Genomic DNA, 19,531 nt, shown 5'->3' with positions numbered 1-19,531 from the left:
AACCGGCGTACTGGCGCATCGTCCAGGGCCGGCCGGTGTACATCGTCGGGTACACGCCACGGGTGAAGGGGTACGACCCCGGCTCGCCCAGCTTCCCGGCCGGGTCCCAGCCGGCCAGGGCGTCGGGCCCGTAGACCGGTTCGATGGGCAGTCCGGACTCGGAGCTTGCTGGCTGGTCCATCGGCTCGTGTCTCCCCGGGTGCGTGGCCTGCCGTCTGCACGGCTTGTGGAGGCATGTTCGTCCGAACGGCTCGAGTACGGCTCGGTAGCCGCGGGACGCGCGGGTGCGCGCCTGGGCCGGTGAACCGCGCCCCGGGCCGTCAGCCCAGGAGTTCGGTGACGGCGCCCATGAAACCCTCGTCGAGCATGGTGCGCGCCGCCGTGTCGCGGGAGCTGTCCAGGCCCGCGTCGTGGCGGGCCACGCTGAGCAGGTAGCGGCCGAGGACACGGTGCGTGGCGAAGGTCCATTCGCCACGGGCGGCGGGTCTGCCGTCCGGGGCGAGCAGCTCGCCGCCATCCGAGCCGAAGCCGAACTCCGTGAAGCCGAGCCTCAGTCCCTGCCCCAGGGCCTTGGTGTAGGCCTCCTTCAGGGTCCACAGCCGCAGCATGGCCGCCGTGCGCCCGGCGTCGCTGAGGCCCTCGAGGCCGACGCGTTCGGCGGGGGTGAGCACATGGCGGCTCAGCAGGTCGTACGACATGTGGCGGTCGGCGGGTTCGGCGTCGACGCCGATGCGGCCGTCGCGGCTGACACCGACGGCGATCAGGTCGTCGGTGTGGGTGAGGCTCACGTCGATCTGGTCGAGGCCGCGCAGGTACGGGCGTCCGCCGGTCCGGTACGCGAGGTCGAGCTCCACCGGGTCGGTGTACAGGGCGGCGGCGGCCGTGTACTTGACGGCGAGGCGGGAGGCGGCGAAGCGGTAGCGGACCGTGGGGTCGGTGGTGCGGCGGTAGCGCTGCCAGTCGCGGCCGAGCAGCGGGCGCAGCGCGGGTTCCGCGACGACGGCGGTGAGCCATTCGCCCCAGGTGGTGTGGATGACGGCGTTGCCGTAGCGGTCCATGGCCTCGCGCACCCGGTGCCAGGGGGCGTACGGTCCGCTGACGTGGACCGGTGCGCTGATGCGCTCCGCGCCGGCGGGGACGGTGGTCGTCAAGGCCTCTCCTTCCCTGGAGCGTCCGTGGCGGGAGGTCACGGTGCGAGGGCGATCGCGTCGAGGTCGTAGCTGCGGCCCTCCCGGTGGCGGCGGACGAGCTCGTCGAGCATCTGCTCCTGGATGCCGTCGGACAGGTCGGGCACGGGGACGCCGATCCGGCCGGCGAGCCGGGACAGGGCGAGGACGGCCCAGGCCGGGTCGGCGAGGAACGGGTCGGTGCCGTCCTGGCTCTCCCAGATGCCGAGGACCGCGGCGGCGCCGACGACGCCGGCGTAGCGGTCGGCGAGCACGACCACCGCGGGGTCGGCGAGGGCGGCGCCGGACGCCGGCAGGCGGCGGCACTGCTCCCGCAGGGCGCGCAGTTCGGTGACGAACGCCTCGGCGAGGCCGGCGAGGACCCCGCGGGTGCCCCGCGTGCCGCGCGCGGCGGCGAGCCGGGCGGCGCTGCCCACGAGCGAGGCGGCCATGAAGTCGCCGCCGCCGGCGATGCCGAGCGACCCGTAGTCCAGGTCGGGCAGCTCGCCGCCGGCGCGGAACAGTTCGGACGGCGGCTCGTCCTCGGTGAACCAGGACCGTTCGGCGAGGCCCCGGAGCTGGGGCACGAGCACCGACTGGCAGGAGGCGCTGCCCGCATGGCCGAGTCCGGCCACGGGCAGGTCGCGCACGAGCTTGTCCAGCGCCCCGTACTCGGGGCCGGCGTGGTCGTAGCCGCGCGCGCCGAGGACGGTGGCGAGCTCCTCCAGGTCCTCGCGCAGCAGGTCGGGCACCACGTACTTGACGGTGGCGGCGAAGAGGTGGGCCCGGGTGGGCAGCAGGGAGAGCGCTCGCAGGACGACCGTGGCCATGGCGTCACAGGCCAGCAGGTCGGCGAAGACGCCCGCGAGGGGCTTGCGCCAGCGGGGGGCGACGGGGCCGGTGCGGCCGTCGGTCGCGGCCCGCACGGCCGAGTGCAGCACCGTGCCGGCGGCCGCGGTGACGACGCCGCAGATCACGCTGCGGTTGACCTGGAAGACCCGCAGCGCGACACCCACTCCCTCCCCTTCGCCGCCGACGAGTGCCCCGGCGGGGAGGGGGCAGCCGGTGAACTCCAGGCCGGAGAAGAGCGCCCCCCGCATGCCGGGCAGTTCGACGCGCGGCAGGTGCCGTATCCGGCCCGGCGGGGCCGAGGCGGGGTCGAGGAGGAACACGGAGTGGCTGCGCGGCCCGCGGGCGGCGTCGGTGCGGGCGTACACGACCTGCAGATCGGCGCGCGCCGCGTTGATGATCACGTCCTTGCGGCCGTCGAGCCGGTAGCCGTCCACGGTGCCGCGGGCGTGGAACTCGTGGCGCAGGATGGCGTTGGCGTGCGCGAGTTCGTGGTGCAGGATCGTCGCCCGCCCGCCGCTCAGCAGCAGGTCGGCGACGTCCTGGCGCTGCCGTGTGCTGCCCGCCGTCCAGACGGCGCCGGCGGCGAACAGGGAGGTGATCCCGTAGCCGAAGCCGAGCGCGACGTCGCGCCGGAAGACGGGGCGCAGGGCGCGCGCCAGCAGATCGGCCCGGGTGAGCCGGCCGCCGTGGGCGGCGGGCACGAACTCGGCGCCGAGCCCGGACTCGGCGAGCAGCGTCTCGGTCGCGGCGGGCGGCACGCGCCGGTCGTCGGCGCCGAACAGGGCCCGCAGGCCATGGGGGTTGGCCGGGTCGTACGGGTCGCCCAGCAGCGCCTCGAGCCGCGCGGCCCGCGCGCGGGCGTCCGCCTCCGTCCGTCCGAACGGCGCGCCCGGGGGGTGGATGGTCTCGGCGGTGATGGTCATGGCGGCGGTGGTCAGCTCCCTCGTCGCGGTACGGGGCGCCGCGTGCGCACCCGTACTCCGACCCTGACCGCCTCACCTCGAGCCCGGGTGGAGGTGCTCTCGACGTATGCTCCGGTGTTTCCGCGGCCGGACCACGGCACACCGGAAGCAATTCTCCGCGACTTCTCGAGCGGTCTTCGAGAAAAAGGCTGCGGCACCCCGGTCACGGGGTGCCGCAGCCTTGTCCGGGCAGGTTCCCGGTCAGCCGGTCAGCCGGTCTTACGGCGGTAGTTCCGTTTCCGGCCTGCCGGACCGCTCATGTTCCTGACCTTCGACCGGCCCGCTTCGTGCGCCTGCCGGGCGCGCGAGACCTGCGACTTGCGCTCCAGCGCCTCCTTGAACCGCGCGCGTACCTCGTCGTCGCCGGGGTTGTTCTTCGGGGTTTCGGTCATACGGTCCTCCTTGCCGTGAGGGACAGGCCCGCCGGAGTTGCACGGCACCACCACTGTCACGGATCGGACCTGGACCCTCACTCGAGTTCCGCTCGAGCGGCAATCGCGCGCCCGGCCCGCGGTGCGCGCCGGCCCGGCGGCGCGTCAGCGGTGCTCGCGCTGGAAGGCATAGACCGGCAGATCGACCGGGACACCGGTGGCGAAGACGCGCTCCCAGGCGATGTCCTGCCCCGCCACGTGCAGCGCGCCCAGCGCCCGCACCAGCGCCCGCACCTCACCCACCGGTTCGTCCGCCCCCCGCTGCGGCGCCACGGACACCGCGGGCTCCGCCAGGCACGACGCGCCCGTCGCGTGGAGCGCCCCGGCCGGACCGCACTCCACGTACCGGCCCACCCCCGAGCCCTCCAACGTGCGCACCGCGTCCCCGAACCGCACCGGGGCGCGCACCTGCCGCACCCAGTACCCCGGATCCGACACCGCGCCCGCCGACACGGCACCGCCCGTCACCGTCGACACCCACGCGATCGACGGCTCAGCGAACGCGCATTCCGCCGCGACCTGCGCGAACTCCCCGAGCATCGCGTCCATGTGCGGGGAGTGGAACGCGTGCGACACCTCCAGACGCCGCACCCGCCGCCCCTCCCCCGCGAACCAGGCCGTCACCGACTCGACCGCGGCGACGTCCCCGCCGACCACCGTCCGGTCCGGCCCGTTCACCTCCGCGACGGTCACCCGGCCGCCCACCCGCGCCAGCACCTCGGTCACCTCGGACTCGGACGCCTGGACGGAGGCCATCGCCCCGCCCCGCTCGCACCCCTGCGTCAGCCGGCCGCGCGCCGCCACCAGCCGCGCCGCGTCCGCCAGGCCCAGCGCTCCCGCCACATGCGCCGCCGCCACCTCACCCACCGAGTGACCGGTCACCGCGGCCGGCACGACACCCCACGACCGCCACAGCCGGAACAGCGCCACCTGGACCGCGAACAGTCCCGGCTGCGTGAACTCCGGCTCATGGATCAGCGCCGCGTCAGGACCGTCCTCCGCCGCGAACAGCACCGCCACCAACGGCAGCCGCAGATACGGATCGAGCGCGGCGCACACCTCGTCCAGCGCCCGCCGGAACTCGGGGAACGCCGCGTACAGCTCCCGTCCCCTGCGGATGCGCCGACCGCCCCGGCCGGTGAAGACCATCGCGAGATCCGTCCCCGCGGCGGCCGTCCCCCGGACGAGGCCGGGGTGGGCGCGGCCGTCCGCGAGGGCGCGCAGGGCCCGGGCCGCCTCCGCGGCCGACGCGGCCACGACGCTCGCCCGGTGCTCCAGGTGGGGGCGGTGCCGGGCGGCGGTGTACGCCACGTCGAGGAGGCCGGCGTCGGACACGGTGCCGATGCGGTCGGCGAGCCGGGCCGCGTTCTCGGCGCGGGCCCGCGCGGTGCGGCCCGAGACGGTGAGGGCGACCGGGACCGGTGCGGCACGGCGCCGGGGGCGGCGGCCGGTGACGGCCCCCCAGTCCACGTCGGATCCGTCGCACCACAGCGCGGCGGCCACGTCCTCCAGGGCCCGGCGAGCGGCCCGGCCGCGGCGGCCCGTGCTCAGGACGGGCAGCCGCCCGCCGCCGGGGGCGTCGAGGCCGCGCCGCAGCGCGGGGGCCGCCACCGGGTGCGGCGTGATCTCGACGACGCGCAGGACCCGTCCGCCGGCGAGCGCGCGGACGGCCTCGTCCAGGCTTGCGGGGGCGCCCATGGTGCGCGCCCAGTACGCGGCGTCGAGGCCCGTGCCGTCGGCGTACCCGCCGCTGACGGCCGACCAGAACGGCACCGTGGTGGTGCGGGTGCGCAGCTCGCCCAGGTGGTGTCCCAGCTCCCGTGCCGGGTCCGCGAGCCGGGACCAGGTGGCGATCAGGCGGGCGCCCTCGGCGAGCGGCAGCGCGCCCGCGAAGACCGCGGCGGCCACCTCGCCGGTGCCCTGTCCGAAGACGGCCGCGGGCTCGACGCCCCATGCGCTCAGGGTGCGGGCGAGGGCCGTCTGCAGGGCGAACAGGACCGGCTGGGCGACATCGGTGCGCGCCAGGCGGGAAGCGGCCCGGTCCGCGAGGAGTTCCTCGGTGACCGACCAGCCTGTGCACGGCCGCAGGGCCCGGTCGCACGTGTCGAGGGCGGCCCGGAAGGCGGGTTCGCCGAGCAGGTCGCGGCCCATGCCGGGCCACTGCGAGCCGTGGCCGGAGAAGCAGAGGACGAGCGCGTCCGGCCGGGTGGCCGGGCCCCGGGCGTGGGCCGCGACGTGGTCGCGCAGCGCGCCGGCCAGTTCGCCGGGGTGGGCGACGGCGGCGACGACACGGTGCCTGCCGGTGGCGCGGCCGAGGAGCTCGGGCGCGTACCAGGCCCCGCCCGAGCGGACCCGGCCGGTGAGCACATCGGCGGCCGCGCGCAGGCCGTCCGCGCTGTCGGCGGCGAGCGGCACGAACAGCCGCCGCCGGTGCGGGGCTTCCTCCAGGGCCGCGTGGGCGTGGGTACCGCCGGAGCCGAAGCCGCTGACACCCGCGTAGCGACGGCCGTCGCCCGGCCACGGAGTGCGCTCGGTGACGGCTTCGAGGCGGCCCGCCCCGGCGCCGGCGAGCGGGCCGGGGGCGGCGCGGTGGAGGCCGGCGGGAATCTCGCCGTGGTACAGGGCGAGCGCGGTCTTCATCAGGCCGACGACGCCCGCGGCCGGTTCCAGGTGACCGAAGTCGGCCGTGGCGGAGCCGATGCGCAGCGCCTCGGTGCGGCCGCCGGCGAAGACGGCGCCGAGGGCCGCGGCCTCGACCGCGTCGCCCAGGGGCGAGCCGGTGCCGTGGATCTCGACGTAGGAGACGTGCCGGAGGCCGATGCCGGCGTCCCGCCAGGCGGCGCGCACCACGTCCGCCCGGGCCCCGGGGCCGGGCGCCGCCGGCCCGGCACAGGCGCCGTCGTGGTGGACGGCGCTGCCGCGGAGCACGGCGTAGACGCGGTCGCCGGCGGCCAGCGCATCGGACAGGCGGCGCAGCACGAGCACGCCGCAGCCCTCGCCGCGGACGTGACCGGCGGCGCCGGCGCGGCAGGCGCGGCGCCGGCCGTCGGCTTCCGTGCCGCCGGGCGCCGTCACGGCGACGGTGGTGTGCGGGCCCGGCAGCACGTTGACGCCGCCCGCGAGCGCCAGGTCCACCTCCCCGTCGCGCAGGCTGCGCACGGCGAGATGGGCGGCGGTGAGCGAGGAGCCGTACGCCGTGGCGACGGCGAGAGCGGGGCCGTCGAGGCCGAAGGCGCGGGCGATGCGGGCGGCAACGGCCGAGTCGTCCGGGCCGGTCGCCCCCTGCGTGCCGATGCCGTCCGGGTGGGCGCCGGTGGCCGGGGGGTGCTCCTGCTCCGTGGCCCCCATGAACACGCCGGTACGGCTTCCGGCGAGCCCGTCGTGGACGATGCGCGCGTCCTCCAGCGCGGCCCACGCGGTCTCCAGGGCGATGCGCTGCCGGGGGTCCAGCTTCCGGGCCCCGGCGGGCGAGAGGCGGAACAGCTCCGCGTCGAAGCCGGTGACGTCGTCGAGGAAGCCGCCCCGGCGGGTAGCCGGGGTGCCGTCGGCCGACGGGCCGGCGGCGTTCCACCGGTCGTCCGGCACCTCGCCGACCCCGTCGAGCAGGCCCTGCCACAGCGCTTCGGGGGTCTCGATGCCGCCCGGCAGCCGGCAGCCGATGCCGACGATCGCGATCGGCTCGTGGGCGCCCGGACGCCCGCGAACCGACGTCGCGGCGGCCGTCCGCGCGGCCCGGTCGTCACCGGCGAGGTGTGCGGCGAGCGCGGCGGGCGTGGGGTACTGCCACACGGTCCAGGCGGGCACGGGCCGCTCCAGCCACCGGGACAGCCGCCGGGCGAGCGTCATCGCCTGCGCGTGTCCCAGGCCGAGCTCGCGCAGCGGCCGGCCGGCGGGCACCGCGCCGGGCCGCACGGCGAGCAGGTCCGCGACCTCGTCGCACAGCCGCGCGGCTATCTCGTCGGCGGTCCGTCGAAGGGGGGCGGTGTCGCCGTTCACCCGGGCCATGCTCATCTGCGCCTCCTTGACGCGGCCGCTCGAACGAGAGGACTTTCTGCGCGTACGCCGGTGTGTGCCCGGCCTACCGCGCGAGAGGGGTGGAGAGCTTGCGCGTGACGAAGGCGTCGAGGGCGCTGAGGGAGCGGAAGTGGTCGAGCTCCAGGTCCTCGTGCTCGACGGTGATGCCGAACTCGTCCTCGACGAAGGAGACGAGCTGCATCGCGAACACCGAGCTGACGAAGCCGAGCTCGAAGATGTCGGCGTCGTCGTCGAGGTCGTGCACCGGGAAGAAACGGGAGAGGTACTGCGCGATCCGGGTCCGGGGCCCGGTGGTGTCCGCGTCCGTGTCGGTGTCCGTGTCGGTGTCCGAGTCCGTGTTCATGTCCGGTCCGTCCTTCCGCCGTGTCGTCGTCCGTGGCCGGGCCGGGCCGGCAGCGCCCGTCGGCCGGCGGCCGCCGGCCGTTCCAGCCTGGTCTCGACGGCTCGAGCGGAGCCGGAGCGCGGCCGGGACACAGCCGGAGCCCGGCCGGAGCCCGGCCGGGACGCGGACGGCGGTGCGGCCGGGCGCCGGACGTCACAGCACACGGACGGACGACTCCGCGTGTCGCCTGGCCAGGGCGAGGGTGGCGGTGGAGTTCTGTCCGAGCGCCCGGCGCACGTACCGGCGCGCCGCGGCCAGGTCGGCGCCCGCGCCGAGGACCCGCTCCACCGCCTCCTCGCGCAGCACCACGCTGTGCTGCGAGACGACCGTCACGCCCGTCTCGTCGGGCACGACCGACCACTCCCCGGTGTGCGCCTCCATCAGGGCGGGCGTGGCCGTCTGCTTGTAGACGATGCGCCCGGCGTGCGGGAAGCAGATGCGGACCGACTCGGTGGTGTGCGCACTGCCGTCGGCCGTCAGCGTGTCCATGGACATGACCTGGACGCCGGGGCTGTCCTCGGTCAAGTCCAGGCGGGAGACGTGCGGGATCAGGTCGGGCCAGTCGGCCACCCGGTACAGGAAGTCGTAGACCAGCTCGGCGGGGCCGTTGACGCGCACGGAGTCCTCGAAGGACAGGACGAGCTCGTCCAGGCGCGTCCAGCGCTCGGCGAGACGCTTGATGTTGTCCAGTTCGGCGCGGGAGTTGCTGTCGCAGGCGCGCTCGACCCACTCCGCGTCGCCCGGGCGGTCGCCGGCGACCGTGAAGTCGTGCAGCAGCGTCAGCCGGCTGGTGCCGCCCGGCCGCTCCTCGACGGTCCAGGTCCCGTGCATGGTCTCGACGGGGGCCTGCGGGCGGGTCTGGCGGAACTCGATCCGCCGCTCCCGGGGGTCCAGCACCCGCTCCGAGATCCACGAGCGCACCTCGCCGTTGGCCGTGGCCCACATCCGCAGCCGCTCGTGCGTCCCGTCGAACTCCAGCCGTTCCACGTTCACGTTCGGCGGGAAGAACAGCGGCCACCGCACCGCGTCCGCGATCAGCCCGTAGACGACCCCGGCCCCCGCGTCCACCTCGACGGAGTGCTCCGTCCGGTGCACCCGCTCACTCGACACCACGTACACGTCTTCCTCGCTTCCTTGACACAGGGTCAGTAGTTGCCGAGCCCGCCGCAGACGTTGAGCGCCTGCGCGGTGACCGAGGCGGCGGGCCCGGAGGCCAGATAGACGACCAGGGCCGCCACCTCCTCGGGCGTGGAGTAGCGGCCGAGCGGGATCTTCGCCTCGAACCGCTCCCGCACGTCCTCCTCGGTGGTGTCCCAGGCGGCCGCGTACCCCTGGCGCACCCGCTGGGCCATCGGCGTCTCGACGTAACCGGGGCAGACCGCGTTGACGGTGATGCCGCGGGGGGCGAGTTCCCGGCCGAGCGCCTTGGTGAAGCCGACGACGCCGTGCTTCGAGGCGCTGTAGGGGGCGCCGAGCAGGACGCCCTGCTTGCCGGCGGTGGAGGCGATGTTGATGATCCGTCCGTACGCGGCGTCGGCGAGGCCGCCCTTGCCGAGCACCTCGCGCGTCACCAGGAACACGCTGTTGAGGTTGGTGTCGATGACGTCGTACCAGAGGTCGTCGGTGAGGTCGGCGGTGGCGCCGCCACCGCTGCGCCCGGCGTTGTTGACGAGCACGTTGACGGGTCCGTACGTCTCCACGGCCCCGGCCACGAGCGCGGCCACGGACTCGCGGGAGCGCACGTCCGCGGCCTGCCCCGCGACGTCGAGGCCCTCCTCGCGCAGGTCCGCCACGGTCTGCCGCACGTCCTGCGCGGTGCGGGCGCACAGGAAGACCCGGTGCCCGGCGCGGCCGAGCTGCCGGACCACCTCCAGGCCGATGCCGCTCGTGGCTCCGGTCACCAGGGCGACGGGGCGGGTGTCGGGCATGTCAGTGCTCCTCCAGGTCGTGGGTGGTGGCGGCGCGCACGGCGGGGCACGGCTCGCGCCGTGCCTCGTCGGCGAGCGGCACGGGGGTCACCAGCGGGGCCAGCGCCCGGCGCAGGGCCGGCCGGGTCAGCAGGGTGCCGCGGGCCGCGACATAGCCGTCGGGGCGTACGAGGATCCACGCGCCGGGCCGCAGGCCGAGCGCGGTGCGCAGGCGCCGGTCGGGGTCGGCGAGCGGGGCGGGGCCGTCGGGCCCGTCGCCGCCGACGGTCCTGACCGACAGCCACTCGCCGTACTGGGCGGCCGCGGTGACGGCCACGCCGACGGGGACGTCGCCCGGTCCGTGGCCGCCCGCGGCGAGCAGCAGCGTCCAGCGCGGGTCGCGCAGTTCGGCGCGGAAGGCCCGGACGACCTGGTCGTCCGGGCCGTGCACCCGGGCGGCGGTGACCCGGGCGCCGGGGCCGGGGACCGGGACCGCTCCCCGCGCGCTCCTCGGGAGGAATCCGGCGTCCGCACGGTACTCGTCGCAGTCCGCGGTGGTCAGCGACGACGCGCCGTAGCCGATCCGCAGGCCCGACATGCCGCCGAGCACCTTGCGCTGCACGGCCCGGCGCAGCGGCCGCACCGCGTCGACGACGCGCAGGGCGAGGGGCAGGACCACGCCCGCGAGCGCGTTCTTGAGCTGCACCAGGGTGGTCGCGGTGCGCGTGGAGCCGAGCAGGGCCGCACCGAGGGGGACGCGCTCCTCGCTGTACGTCTCGAGCAGTTGCCGGCCCGCGTGGCCCTGCTCGACCATGGCGAGCTTCCAGGCGAGGTTGTACGCCTCCTGGATGCCGGTGTTCATGCCCTGCCCCGAGGCGGGGCTGTGCACGTGCGCGGCGTCGCCGGCCACGAGGACGCGGCCGTCCTGCATGCGCTCCACCATCCGCTGCTGGAAGGTGAACACGGACGTCCAGGACGCCTCGCCGACCCGTACCCGGTGTCCGAGGCCCGCGCTGAGCTTGGCGGAGAACTGCTCCTCGATGCGGCCGGGCCCGTCCCCGCCCGCCGCGGGCACGGTGTCCAGGAGCCGCCAGTGCCCGGCGCGGGCGTAGGGCACCATCATCAGCGCCTGGCCGCCGGTGTGCGTCCAGTAGATGCTGTCGGGCTCCACCTCGGTGTCGACCGGGGCGTCGGCAAGCATCCACGTCTCGCTGCTCTCGCCGAGGAGTTCCAGGCCCAGGCGCTTGCGCACGGTGCTGTGGCCGCCGTCGCAGCCGACCAGCCAGGACGCCGTGCACTCCTCCTCGCGGCCGTCGGCGTGGACCAGGCGGGCGCGCACCGCGTCCGCGTCCTGCCCGAGGTCCGCCAGGCGCACGCCCCATTCGACGCGCACCCCGAGCCGGGCGACCGCCGAACGCAGCGCGGCCTCGGTCTCGGTCTGCTCGATGACCAGCGTGTACGGGTAGCGGGTGGGCATCGTCGCGTAGTCGGCCTCCAGGCGCACCCGGCGGCGGCCCCCGGCGTACATGGTGAACGCCTGGTTGCGCCGCCCCAGGGGCAGCACGTCGTCGACGATGCCCATCTGGTCGTACGTCTCCAGGGTGCGCGGGTGCGTGGCGACGGCGCGGCTGGTGCGGGCCGGGCCCGGTGCGGCGTCGACCAGCCGCACCCGAAGGCCCCGGCGGGCGAGTTCGTGGGCGGCGGTCAGTCCGACGGGGCCGGCGCCGACGACCAGCACCTGGATCGGAGAGGTGGGCGCGGACGGCCGGCCGGCGGGAGTCACCATGGTCTGCTCCAGGGTCGGTGGTGTCGGGTGCGTCGGTTACGGGGCACGTGGGCGGGCGCGGGCGCGGGGCGGGTCACGCGGCGGCCCGGCGTCTCAGCCGGGCGCGGACCGAACGCCGTTCGGGCTTCCCGGTGGGGGTGCGCGGCACGGACTCGACGGCCTCCGCGAACCGGATCCGCTCGAAGGGGGCGAGGTGCTCGTTGGCCCGCGTGGTGATCGAGTCGAGGACGTCGAGGATGCCGAGGCCCGGCAGGGCGCCCGCGGATGTGCGGGGCCCGGCCCCGGCGCCGTCGGTCAGGACGATGCCCGCCCAGACCACCGCGCCGTGCTCGGCGTCGGGCCAGTCGGCCACGATGCAGTCGGCGACGCGCGGGTCCTCGCGGATCACCTGCTCGACCCTGCTCGGCGCGACGAGCTCGTTGTCGTGCTTGAAGACGTCGTCGAGCCGGTCCACCAGGCGCAGGGCGCCGTCGTCGTCGAGGCGGCCGATGTCGCCGGTGGAGAACCAGCCGTCCGCGTCGATCCTCGCCCCGTGCCCGCCGTCGAGGTACCCGGCCATCAGCTGCGGCCCTCTGACCTGGACCTCACCGGCCGCCCCGGCGTCGACGGGGCGGCGCGTGACCGGGTCGACGATCCGGCACTCGGTGCCGGGCACCACGCCGCCCACCGTGCCGGGCCGGTGGCGGCCGGGCTGCTGGCAGTGCGTGAGCGGGGAGAGTTCGGCCATGCCGTAGCCCTGGATGACGGGGACGCCCAGCCGTTCGCGCAGGGTGCGTGCCGCCTGCGGGGCGAGCGCCGCACCACCGGACAGCACGGCCGTCAGCCGCGGCCCGGGACGGATCGCGCCGACGAGCCGCCCGTCCCCGGCCAGGGCGTGCAGCCGGGCGGGCAGGCCGTAGTAGTGGGTGGCGCCCGCCTCGGCGGCGGCGGCGAGGGACGCGACGGGGTCGGGGTCCTGGCACAGCACCTGGCAGGCGCCGGCGTACACACCGGAGTTGAGGTGCATCACGTGGTACAGCGGCAGGTGGTTCAGGGTGACCGAACCGGCGTTCACGCGGTGCGCCAGGGCGACCTGCTTGGCGTTGGCGACCAGGTTGCGGTGGGTGAGGAGGACGCCCTTGGGGCGGCCGGTGGTCCCGGTGGTGAACTGCACGCAGGCGACGGCGCCCGGGTCGGCCGGGGCGCCGGTGTGCCGGGCCGGCGCACCGTCCAGGGCCCGGTGCAGCGGCACGGTGCCGGCGGGCACCACGCCGTCGGGGGCGTCCGTGACCACGATCGCGCGCAGCGCGGGCAGGTCGTCGCGCAGCCTGGCGAGCGCTCCCGCGGTGGCCGCGGGCACGAGGACGGCCTCGACCCGGGCGGTGGCGAGGACGTGGCGCAGACCGTCCTCGCCGATCAGCGGGTTGACGAGGACGACGGTGGCGCCGCTGCGGGCCGTGCCGTAGTAGGCGGCGGCGAAGACGGGGTCGAGGACGTTGGCCACGCCGACGCGGGCGCCCGCCGCGCCGTCGAGCGTCCGGTCCAGGAAGCCGGCGATGCGGTCGGCCCACGCGTCGAGTTCGGCGAAGCCGACCGACCGGGTCGCGGTGCGGATCGCGACGCCGTCCGGGTCGCGCCGGGCCGCACGCCGCAGCAGCCCGTCGACGGGGAGGTCGGGATGGGTGAAGTTCGGCACCGCTCGTTCTCCTCCGGCTCCGGCTCGGCGGACAGACGCCGCTGGACGCGACTCACCGTCCGCCGGAGCGCTTGAGGAATCTTCGAAGAGTGCTCGATCCGCGCCCCGGAGAGTGTCGGCATCCCGTGGCACACCAAGGACGCGACGAAAGGGGCCAGCCATGGCCACCGAGGTGCTCACACCTGTCCGACCCGCCTCCCGGCAGGAGGAGTTCGGCGCATTGTATGCGCGGATCCAGCAGTTCTACGCGCACCAGATGCAGCTCTTCGACGACCACGACGCCGAACGCTGGGCGGGGACGTTCACCGGGGACGCCGTCTTCGTCGTGCCCACCCTCGACGAGCCGGTGCGCGGACGCGCCGCGCTCGCCGCGAACGTGCGCCGCAACCGGATCCAGCAGGAGCGCAGCGGCGAACAGCTACGGCACTGGATCGGCATGCTCGACGTACGGCCGCAGCCCGACGGGACGCTGCGCACGCGGGCCTACGCCCTGGTGTACGCGACGCCGCGCGGCGGTGAGTCGAGGGTGTCGCGGGTGTGCGTCCTCGAGGACGTGCTGGTCCGCACGCGCGGCAAGTGGCGCACCCGCTCCCGCCTGGTGACCCGCGACGACCTCGCCCTGGCCGCCGCGAGCGCGGCCTAGGCCGTTTCTGACGGCTCTTGGTGGGCTGGGGGGATCTCGTGGTTGCCCGGGCAGGACGCCCGTATGGTGCGGCGGCATGAGTTCACGGATGCGCAGTGGCGGGAGGTCGAGCCGTTCCTGCCCGGCAACGGCAGGCCGGGTGGGCCGTGGGCGGATCATCGCAGGGTGGTCAACGGGGTGTTGTTCCGGGCCCGGACCGGTGTGCCCTGGCCTGTCCTGCCGGAACGGTACGGTCCCTGGCGGACCGTCTGCGAGCGGCACCGCCGCTGGTCGGCCGACGGCACCTGGAAGACCGTCCTTCAGGAGCTGCGGATCGAAGCGGATGCCGGCGCCCCGGACAGGGCGCTCGCCCGCCAGGCGGACCGGCGGGAGTGGGCCGTGAACATCGGTTCCCCCTCCTGCCGTGCGCATCAGCACGCGGCCGGGGCGCCCCGTGAGCCCCCGGCCGGCCACCCGGAAAAAAGGGGGGCGGGACGCGTGAGGAAACCGATGGCCGGGAGGCCCTGGGACGCTCACGGGACGGGCTGACCAGCAAGGTCCATCTGCTGCCCGACGGCCGGGCCCGCACGCTGACCTGGCTGACCTCGCCCGGTCAGCGGGGTGACAGCCCGATGTCCGCCCCTGTGCGGGACGGCTTACGCATCCGGCCTCCTGGGCCAGGCCGCCCGGACCGGGTACGCGGCGGCAAGGCGTGCTCCAGCCGCGACAACCGCGCCTACCTGCGGCGGCGCGGCATCAAGGCCACCATCACCCGGCCCGGTGACCAGCGGCTCCACCGCAAGCGCCGGGGACGAGCCGGCGGTCGGCCCCCGGGCCTTCGACAAGGCCCGGTACCGTCGCCGCAACGCGGTCGAGCGATGCGTGAACAAGTGGAAGCAGTTCCGCGCGGTGGCCACCCGGTATGACAAGCGCGGCTGCATCTCCAACGGCGCCCTGACCGTCACGGCACCCTGACCGTCACCGCGATCGTCATCTGGCTCCGCGACACCGTCCAAGAGCCGTCAGAAGCCCCCTAGGCCCGGCAGACCGGCAGGCCGCCGTGGTGGTCGGCCATCTCGCGGAACAGGGCGGGGACGTCCAGCGGGTCGCCGGGCGCCGCGCCGAGCGCCTCGGCGTAGGCGCGGTGCAGATTGGGCACGAGGCGCTCGGCGTCGAGCAGGTGCGCGTACGGGCCCGGTCCGGCCTCCCGCGCGGTCTGCAGCGGGGTGAGGCCGGCCGCGATGCCGTCGGCGGCGAGGCGCTGGAGCCGGCGCAGATAGCCCTCGTCGGCGTCGAGCAGCTCCGGGCCGCCGACCGGGCCGTGCCCGGGCACGACGGTGACGGGGTCCAGGGCGCGCAGCCGCGCGAGGGCCTCGAGCGACCCGGACACGGACCCCATCGGGCAGAACGGCGTGACGCCCGACATCACCAGGTCGCCGGCGAACAGGACCCGTTCCCCGGGCAGCCAGACGACGGTGTCGCCGGTGGTGTGGGCGGGCCCCGGGTGCAGCAGCCGGGCCTGCCGCGCACCCACGTGGAGGGTCATCCGGCCCCGGTAGGTGACGGTGGGCACGACGATCTCCAGATCGCCCCAGCACACGTCGGGCCACAGGCCCGTCAGATGCGTCCCGGCCGCGGCGGCCTCCTCGCGGGCCCGCTCGTGGCCGATGACGGCGGCCTCGGGGAACAGGAAGTTGCCGAAGGTGTGGTCGCCGTGGAAGTGCGTGTTGACGACGAACCGCGGCGGGCGCTCCGCCAGGCGCAGGACGTGGTCCCGGAGCCTGCGGGCCCGCGCCTCGGTGGCCACGGTGTCGATCAGGAGGCACTCGCCGTCCGCCACGAGGAGCCCGGCGTTGTTCAGGCACCAGCCGCCGTCGGGCTGCACATAGGCGTGGACGCCGTCGGCGACCTCGGTGAACCGCCCCGCGGTGGGGTCGTGGTCCGGCGCGGCACCACGCGCCGCCGGCCGCCGGGGGGACGCCGTGTTCGTCATGGTCGGCTCCTGACTGGACCGGGACACTCGGACGGCGCCGTTCAGGCCGCGGCGCGCGCGGCCAGCGCCCTGTTGACGAGGTCGAGGTACTGGCGCGGCGTCTGCGCCTCGGCCAGCGCCTCCTCGTCGAGCATCACGTCGTGGTCGCGCTCGACGACGCCGGTGGCCTGCAGCAGCGCCAGTGAGTCGTAGCCCAGGTCCAGGAACGGGGTGTCCAGGGTGTTCTCGTCCAGCGCGGCCCCCTCGTCCTCGCCCGCGGCCTCGCGCAGCAGGGCGGCGAGTTCGGTCAGCTCGATCCGTTCCATGATGTCCCTCATCTCTCGGTCGCCGGGGTCTTGCGGGTCTTCGGGGTCTTCGGGGTGCGTCAGCGCGCGCCGCGCACGACCGTCGCCGCGTTGAAACCGCCGCGGCCCCGGGCCAGGACCAGGGCGTGGCGCAGCCGGGCCGGGCGCGGCGCGCCGGTCACCAGGTCCACGGGGCAGTCGTCGGCGACCCGCACGGCGCCGGCCGTGGGCGGGACGACCTGGTCACACAGGGCGCACAGGGCGGCCGCCAGATCGAGCGCGGAGCCGCCCGAGCCCAGGCGCCCGGTCAGCGACTTGGGCGCGGTGACCGGCACCCCGTACGGGCCGAACAGCTCGGCGAGCGCCGCGGCCTCGGCCCGGTCGGCGTCCCGCTCGCCCGCCGCGTCGGCGAACACCACGTCCACGTCGGCGGGGTCGATCCGGGCGTCGGCGAGGGCGAGCCGGGCCGCGGCGAGGAGGCGTGGGGCGCCGGTGCCCGGCGCCGGGTCGAACGTGGCGGCGCAGCCCTCGACGGTGCCGAGCACGGCGGCGCCACGGGCGCGGGCCACATCGGCGTCCTCCAGGACGAGCAGGGCGCCGCCCTCTCCGGGCACGTGGCCCGACGCGTCGGCGTCGAACGGCAGATAGGCGCGCTCGGCGTCGCCGCGGGTGCTCATGCCTCCCGCGGCGAGCTGCGCGGTCCAGCCCCACGGGCACAGGGCGGAGTCGAACCCGCCGGTGAGCACGGCGCACACGCCCGTGCGCAGCCGGCGGCGGGCCTGCGCCACGGCGTCCAGTCCGCCCGCCTGCTCGCTGACGACGACGCCGCTCGGCCCGCGCAGGCCGTGCCGGATGGAGATCTGGCCGGAGTTGGCGGCGTAGAACCAGGCGAAGGACTGGTAGGCGCCGACGTGCCGGCGGCCCTTGCTCCACAGCGCCTGCAGCTCGCGCTGGCCGAACTCGAAGCCGCCCATCGCGTTGGCCGTGACGACGCCCATGGCGTAGTCGGGCAGGTCGCGGGGGTCCAGGCGCGCGTCGCGCAGCGCCTCGGCGGCCGCGGCCAGCGAGAGCCGCGTCACCCGGTCCGTCTGCGGCAGCAGCTTCGCCGGTACGTGGTCCTCGTCGACGAAACCCGCGACCTCGCCGGCGAGCGTCGCCGGGTAGCCGGAGGCGTCGAAGCGGGTGACGGGAGCGACGGCGAGCTGTCCGCGCAGTGTCGCGTCCCACCAGGCCCGGGTGCCGATGCCGCCGGGGGCGACGACGCCGAGCCCGGTGACGGCCGCGGTCACGCCGAACGCGTGCCGCCCGGCCGGGGCGCCGTGCGCGGTGGTCACGGCGGTCATGCGGCCACCCCCGGGTGCCGGGTGGTGAGCACCATCGCGCTCTGGAACCCGCCGAAGCCGCTGCCGACGCTGAGCACGGTGTCGGTGCGCTGCTCGCGTGCGGTCAGCGGGGTGTAGTCGAGGTCGCAGTCCGGGTCGGGTTCGTGCAGGTTGGCGGTGGGCGGCACCGTGTCGTGGGCGATGGCCAGCGCGCTGGCGGCGATCTCCAGTGCGCCGATCGCGCCGAGCGAGTGGCCGATCATCGACTTGATGGAGCTGACCGGCACCCGGTGGGCGTGCCGACCCAGGCTCCTCTTGAACGCGGCCGTCTCGTGCTTGTCGTTCTGTTTCGTCCCCGAACCGTGGGCGTTGACGTAGTCGACGTCGGTGGCGTTCAGGCGAGCCTCGTCGAGGGCGATCCGGATGGCCTCGGCCATCTCGCCGCCGTCCAAGCGCAGTCCGGTCATGTGGTACGCGTTGGAGCGGGTGGCGAATCCGGCGATCTCCGCGTAGACGCGGGCGCCGCGCCGTACCGCGCGGTCGTGCTCCTCCAGGACCAGCACCGCGCTGCCCTCGCCGAGGACGAACCCGTTGCGGGTCCGGTCGAAGGGCCGCGAGGCGGTCTCCGGCTCGTCGTTGCGTGCCGAGGTGGCGCGGATCGCGTCGAACGAGGCCAGGGTGATGGGGGTGATGGGTGCCTCCGTCGCGCCCGCCACCATGATGTCGGCGCTGCCCTCGCGGATCAGCTCCACGGCGTGGCCGAGCGCGTCGAGCCCGGAGGTGCAGCCGGTGGAGACGACGGAGACCGGCCCCAGCGCGCCCGCGTCGCGCGCCACTTCGGCCGCCACCGAGCTCGGTGCGAGATAGTCCCCGAGCCGGGCCTCGGCCCGGGTGTGGTCGGTCAGCCAGTGGCTGCCCGCCTCGCTGACGTGCGCGTACACCTCGTCCAGGCCGGTGCTGCAGCCGACCGCGGTGCCCAGGGTCACCCCGGTGCGCTCCCCCTCGGCGGCGAGGGCGAGCCCGCTGTCGGCGACGGCCTCGCGGGCCGCGACCAGGGCGAACTGCGCGCTGCGGTCCAGGCGGCGCGCCTCCTCGGGGGCGAAGCCGTGCTCGGCCGGGTCGAAGTCGGCCTCGGCGGCGATCCGCGAGCGGAACGAGGAGGCGTCGAAGAGCGTGATGCGGCGGGTGGCGGTGCGCCCCTCGGTCAGCAGTGACCAGAACCTCACGGTGCCCACGCCGCCCGGCGCGACCACCCCGATCCCGGTGATGACGACTCGTCTCATCGGTTGCCCCTCATGTCAGTCGGCTCCTGTGCGGTTTCCGTGCCGGGGGTGCCCGGCGCTCAACGGCCGGCCGCGACGGGCGCGAGGCGCCGCACGACCCGGCTGGCGCGCCCGACCAGGCGCGGCAGCTCGCGGCCCCGTAGGAAGAAGTGGTCGCCCGGCACCGTGCGCAGCGCGAAGGGGCCGGTGGTCCAGTGCCGCCACCCGGCCACCGTCCCGGCCGGGGCCAGGGAGTCGCTCCGGCCCGCGACGGCCAGCACCGGCACGTCGAGCGGCCCCGCGGGCGACGGCCGGCGGGCGTCGGCGCGCAGGGCGTCGGCGAGCCGGAGGTCGTCACGGAGCACCGGCAGCACGGCCCGGTGCCACAGTCCGCCGGGCTCCGAACCCGCCGGGAGGCTCCCGAGGCCGCCGAGCAGGCGCAGCAGTTCCTCGTCCGGGGCCCGGCAGGCGCCCGACAGGCCCAAGGCCGCGTCGGGCGGCGGGCAGGCGCCCACGACGAGCAGTGCGGGGGCGGGCAGACCCGCTTCGCGCAGGGCCCGGGTGAGCGTGTAGGCGATCAGGGCGCCGAGGCTGTGCCCGTAGAGCAGGTACGGGGCGGACCCGGCGTCGCCGTCCCCGGTGAAGCGGCCCAGCATGTCGGCGAGCAGGGCGTCGCGCCCGGTGACGCGCGGTTCGCGGCGCCGGCCGTCGCGGCCGGGCAGCAGGTGCGGCACGGTCCGCGCGCCGGGGCCGAGGTCGCGGCTCCAGCCGGCGAAGGCGGAGACGCCCGCCCCGGCGTGCGCGAAGCAGTGGATCGGCAGGGGCCGTTCGCCGGACATGCGGCGTCCTCCT

The 19,531-nt window shown here is 75.8% G+C and carries 17 protein-coding genes and 1 pseudogene; 3 read left to right on the top strand and 15 right to left on the bottom strand.

Going from position 1 to position 19,531, the window contains the following annotated elements; all coding sequences use genetic code 11:
• From ABZ340_RS32015 to ABZ340_RS31970, 10 genes are all read right to left on the bottom strand, one after another.
• A partial coding sequence (locus ABZ340_RS32015; RefSeq protein ID WP_358785376.1) for a methylmalonyl-CoA mutase family protein occupies positions 1 to 181 on the bottom strand: 181 nt, incomplete at its 3' end.
• Between the two features lie 139 nt (positions 182 to 320).
• On the bottom strand, positions 321 to 1,151 hold the full coding sequence (locus ABZ340_RS32010) for a 4'-phosphopantetheinyl transferase superfamily protein (RefSeq protein WP_358785375.1): 831 nt from the start codon (positions 1,149 to 1,151) through the stop codon (positions 321 to 323).
• A gap of 35 nt (positions 1,152 to 1,186) precedes the next feature.
• A complete protein-coding gene (locus ABZ340_RS32005; RefSeq protein ID WP_358785374.1) occupies positions 1,187 to 2,941 on the bottom strand; it encodes an acyl-CoA dehydrogenase in 1,755 nt (584 codons plus the stop codon).
• A 248-nt stretch (positions 2,942 to 3,189) separates the two neighbouring features.
• Entirely contained in the window at positions 3,190 to 3,372 is a 183-nt protein-coding gene (locus tag ABZ340_RS32000) for a DUF5302 domain-containing protein (protein ID WP_358785373.1), read from the bottom strand.
• A 144-nt stretch (positions 3,373 to 3,516) separates the two neighbouring features.
• Positions 3,517 to 7,422, bottom strand: coding sequence for an acyltransferase domain-containing protein (locus ABZ340_RS31995; RefSeq protein WP_358785372.1), 3,906 nt, complete (start codon positions 7,420 to 7,422; stop codon positions 3,517 to 3,519).
• Between the two features lie 67 nt (positions 7,423 to 7,489).
• Positions 7,490 to 7,789: a phosphopantetheine-binding protein gene (locus ABZ340_RS31990; protein ID WP_358785371.1), complete on the bottom strand. Its 300-nt coding sequence runs from the start codon at positions 7,787 to 7,789 to the stop codon at positions 7,490 to 7,492.
• A gap of 192 nt (positions 7,790 to 7,981) precedes the next feature.
• The gene (locus tag ABZ340_RS31985) at positions 7,982 to 8,938 is read right to left on the bottom strand and encodes an aromatase/cyclase (protein WP_358785378.1); all 957 of its coding nucleotides are present in this window, start codon (positions 8,936 to 8,938) and stop codon (positions 7,982 to 7,984) included.
• Positions 8,939 to 8,973: 35 nt separating this feature from the next.
• Entirely contained in the window at positions 8,974 to 9,756 is a 783-nt protein-coding gene (locus ABZ340_RS31980) for an SDR family NAD(P)-dependent oxidoreductase (RefSeq protein WP_358785370.1), read from the bottom strand.
• Between the two features lies 1 nt (position 9,757).
• Positions 9,758 to 11,521: an FAD-dependent oxidoreductase gene (locus ABZ340_RS31975; protein ID WP_358785369.1), complete on the bottom strand. Its 1,764-nt coding sequence runs from the start codon at positions 11,519 to 11,521 to the stop codon at positions 9,758 to 9,760.
• A gap of 73 nt (positions 11,522 to 11,594) precedes the next feature.
• Positions 11,595 to 13,196, bottom strand: coding sequence for an AMP-binding protein (locus ABZ340_RS31970; protein WP_358785368.1), 1,602 nt, complete (start codon positions 13,194 to 13,196; stop codon positions 11,595 to 11,597).
• A gap of 160 nt (positions 13,197 to 13,356) precedes the next feature.
• Here ABZ340_RS31970 and ABZ340_RS31965 point away from each other — a divergent pair, with 160 nt between their 5' ends.
• The 3 genes and pseudogenes from ABZ340_RS31965 to ABZ340_RS31955 all read left to right on the top strand — a co-directional run.
• Positions 13,357 to 13,839 carry a nuclear transport factor 2 family protein gene (locus ABZ340_RS31965; protein ID WP_358785367.1) on the top strand — a complete coding sequence of 161 codons (483 nt, stop codon included), beginning with the start codon at positions 13,357 to 13,359 and terminating at the stop codon, positions 13,837 to 13,839.
• 63 nt (positions 13,840 to 13,902) lie between these two features.
• Positions 13,903 to 14,367, top strand: coding sequence for an IS5 family transposase (locus tag ABZ340_RS31960; RefSeq protein ID WP_358785366.1), 465 nt, complete (start codon positions 13,903 to 13,905; stop codon positions 14,365 to 14,367).
• 291 nt (positions 14,368 to 14,658) lie between these two features.
• A pseudogene (locus ABZ340_RS31955) lies at positions 14,659 to 14,793 on the top strand (IS5/IS1182 family transposase); the annotation flags it as partial.
• Positions 14,794 to 14,851: 58 nt separating this feature from the next.
• Here the strand turns inward: ABZ340_RS31955 and ABZ340_RS31950 are convergent.
• The 5 genes from ABZ340_RS31950 to ABZ340_RS31930 are packed head-to-tail and all read right to left on the bottom strand — an operon-like array spanning position 14,852 to position 19,518.
• The gene (locus tag ABZ340_RS31950) at positions 14,852 to 15,811 is read right to left on the bottom strand and encodes an MBL fold metallo-hydrolase (RefSeq protein ID WP_358785365.1); all 960 of its coding nucleotides are present in this window, start codon (positions 15,809 to 15,811) and stop codon (positions 14,852 to 14,854) included.
• Positions 15,812 to 15,852: 41 nt separating this feature from the next.
• Complete coding sequence (locus ABZ340_RS31945; protein ID WP_358785364.1) at positions 15,853 to 16,116, bottom strand: acyl carrier protein; 264 nt, start codon at positions 16,114 to 16,116, stop codon at positions 15,853 to 15,855.
• A 59-nt stretch (positions 16,117 to 16,175) separates the two neighbouring features.
• Complete coding sequence (locus tag ABZ340_RS31940) at positions 16,176 to 17,438, bottom strand: beta-ketoacyl synthase N-terminal-like domain-containing protein (protein WP_358785363.1); 1,263 nt, start codon at positions 17,436 to 17,438, stop codon at positions 16,176 to 16,178.
• Positions 17,435 to 18,700, bottom strand: a complete 1,266-nt coding sequence (locus tag ABZ340_RS31935) for a beta-ketoacyl-[acyl-carrier-protein] synthase family protein (RefSeq protein WP_358785362.1) — start codon at positions 18,698 to 18,700, stop codon at positions 17,435 to 17,437. The genes ABZ340_RS31940 and ABZ340_RS31935 overlap by 4 nt, the downstream gene beginning before the upstream one ends.
• Positions 18,701 to 18,759: 59 nt before the next feature.
• Positions 18,760 to 19,518 carry a thioesterase domain-containing protein gene (locus ABZ340_RS31930; protein ID WP_358785361.1) on the bottom strand — a complete coding sequence of 253 codons (759 nt, stop codon included), beginning with the start codon at positions 19,516 to 19,518 and terminating at the stop codon, positions 18,760 to 18,762.
• Between the last annotated feature and the right edge of the window lie 13 nt (positions 19,519 to 19,531).

The organism is Streptomyces sp. NPDC006134 (assembly GCF_040628835.1).
In the GTDB taxonomy this organism is placed as follows: Bacteria; Actinomycetota; Actinomycetes; order Streptomycetales; family Streptomycetaceae; genus Streptomyces.
The sequence above is the reverse complement of the archived record's forward strand: the minus strand, read 5'-3'. Positions and strand labels throughout refer to the sequence as shown.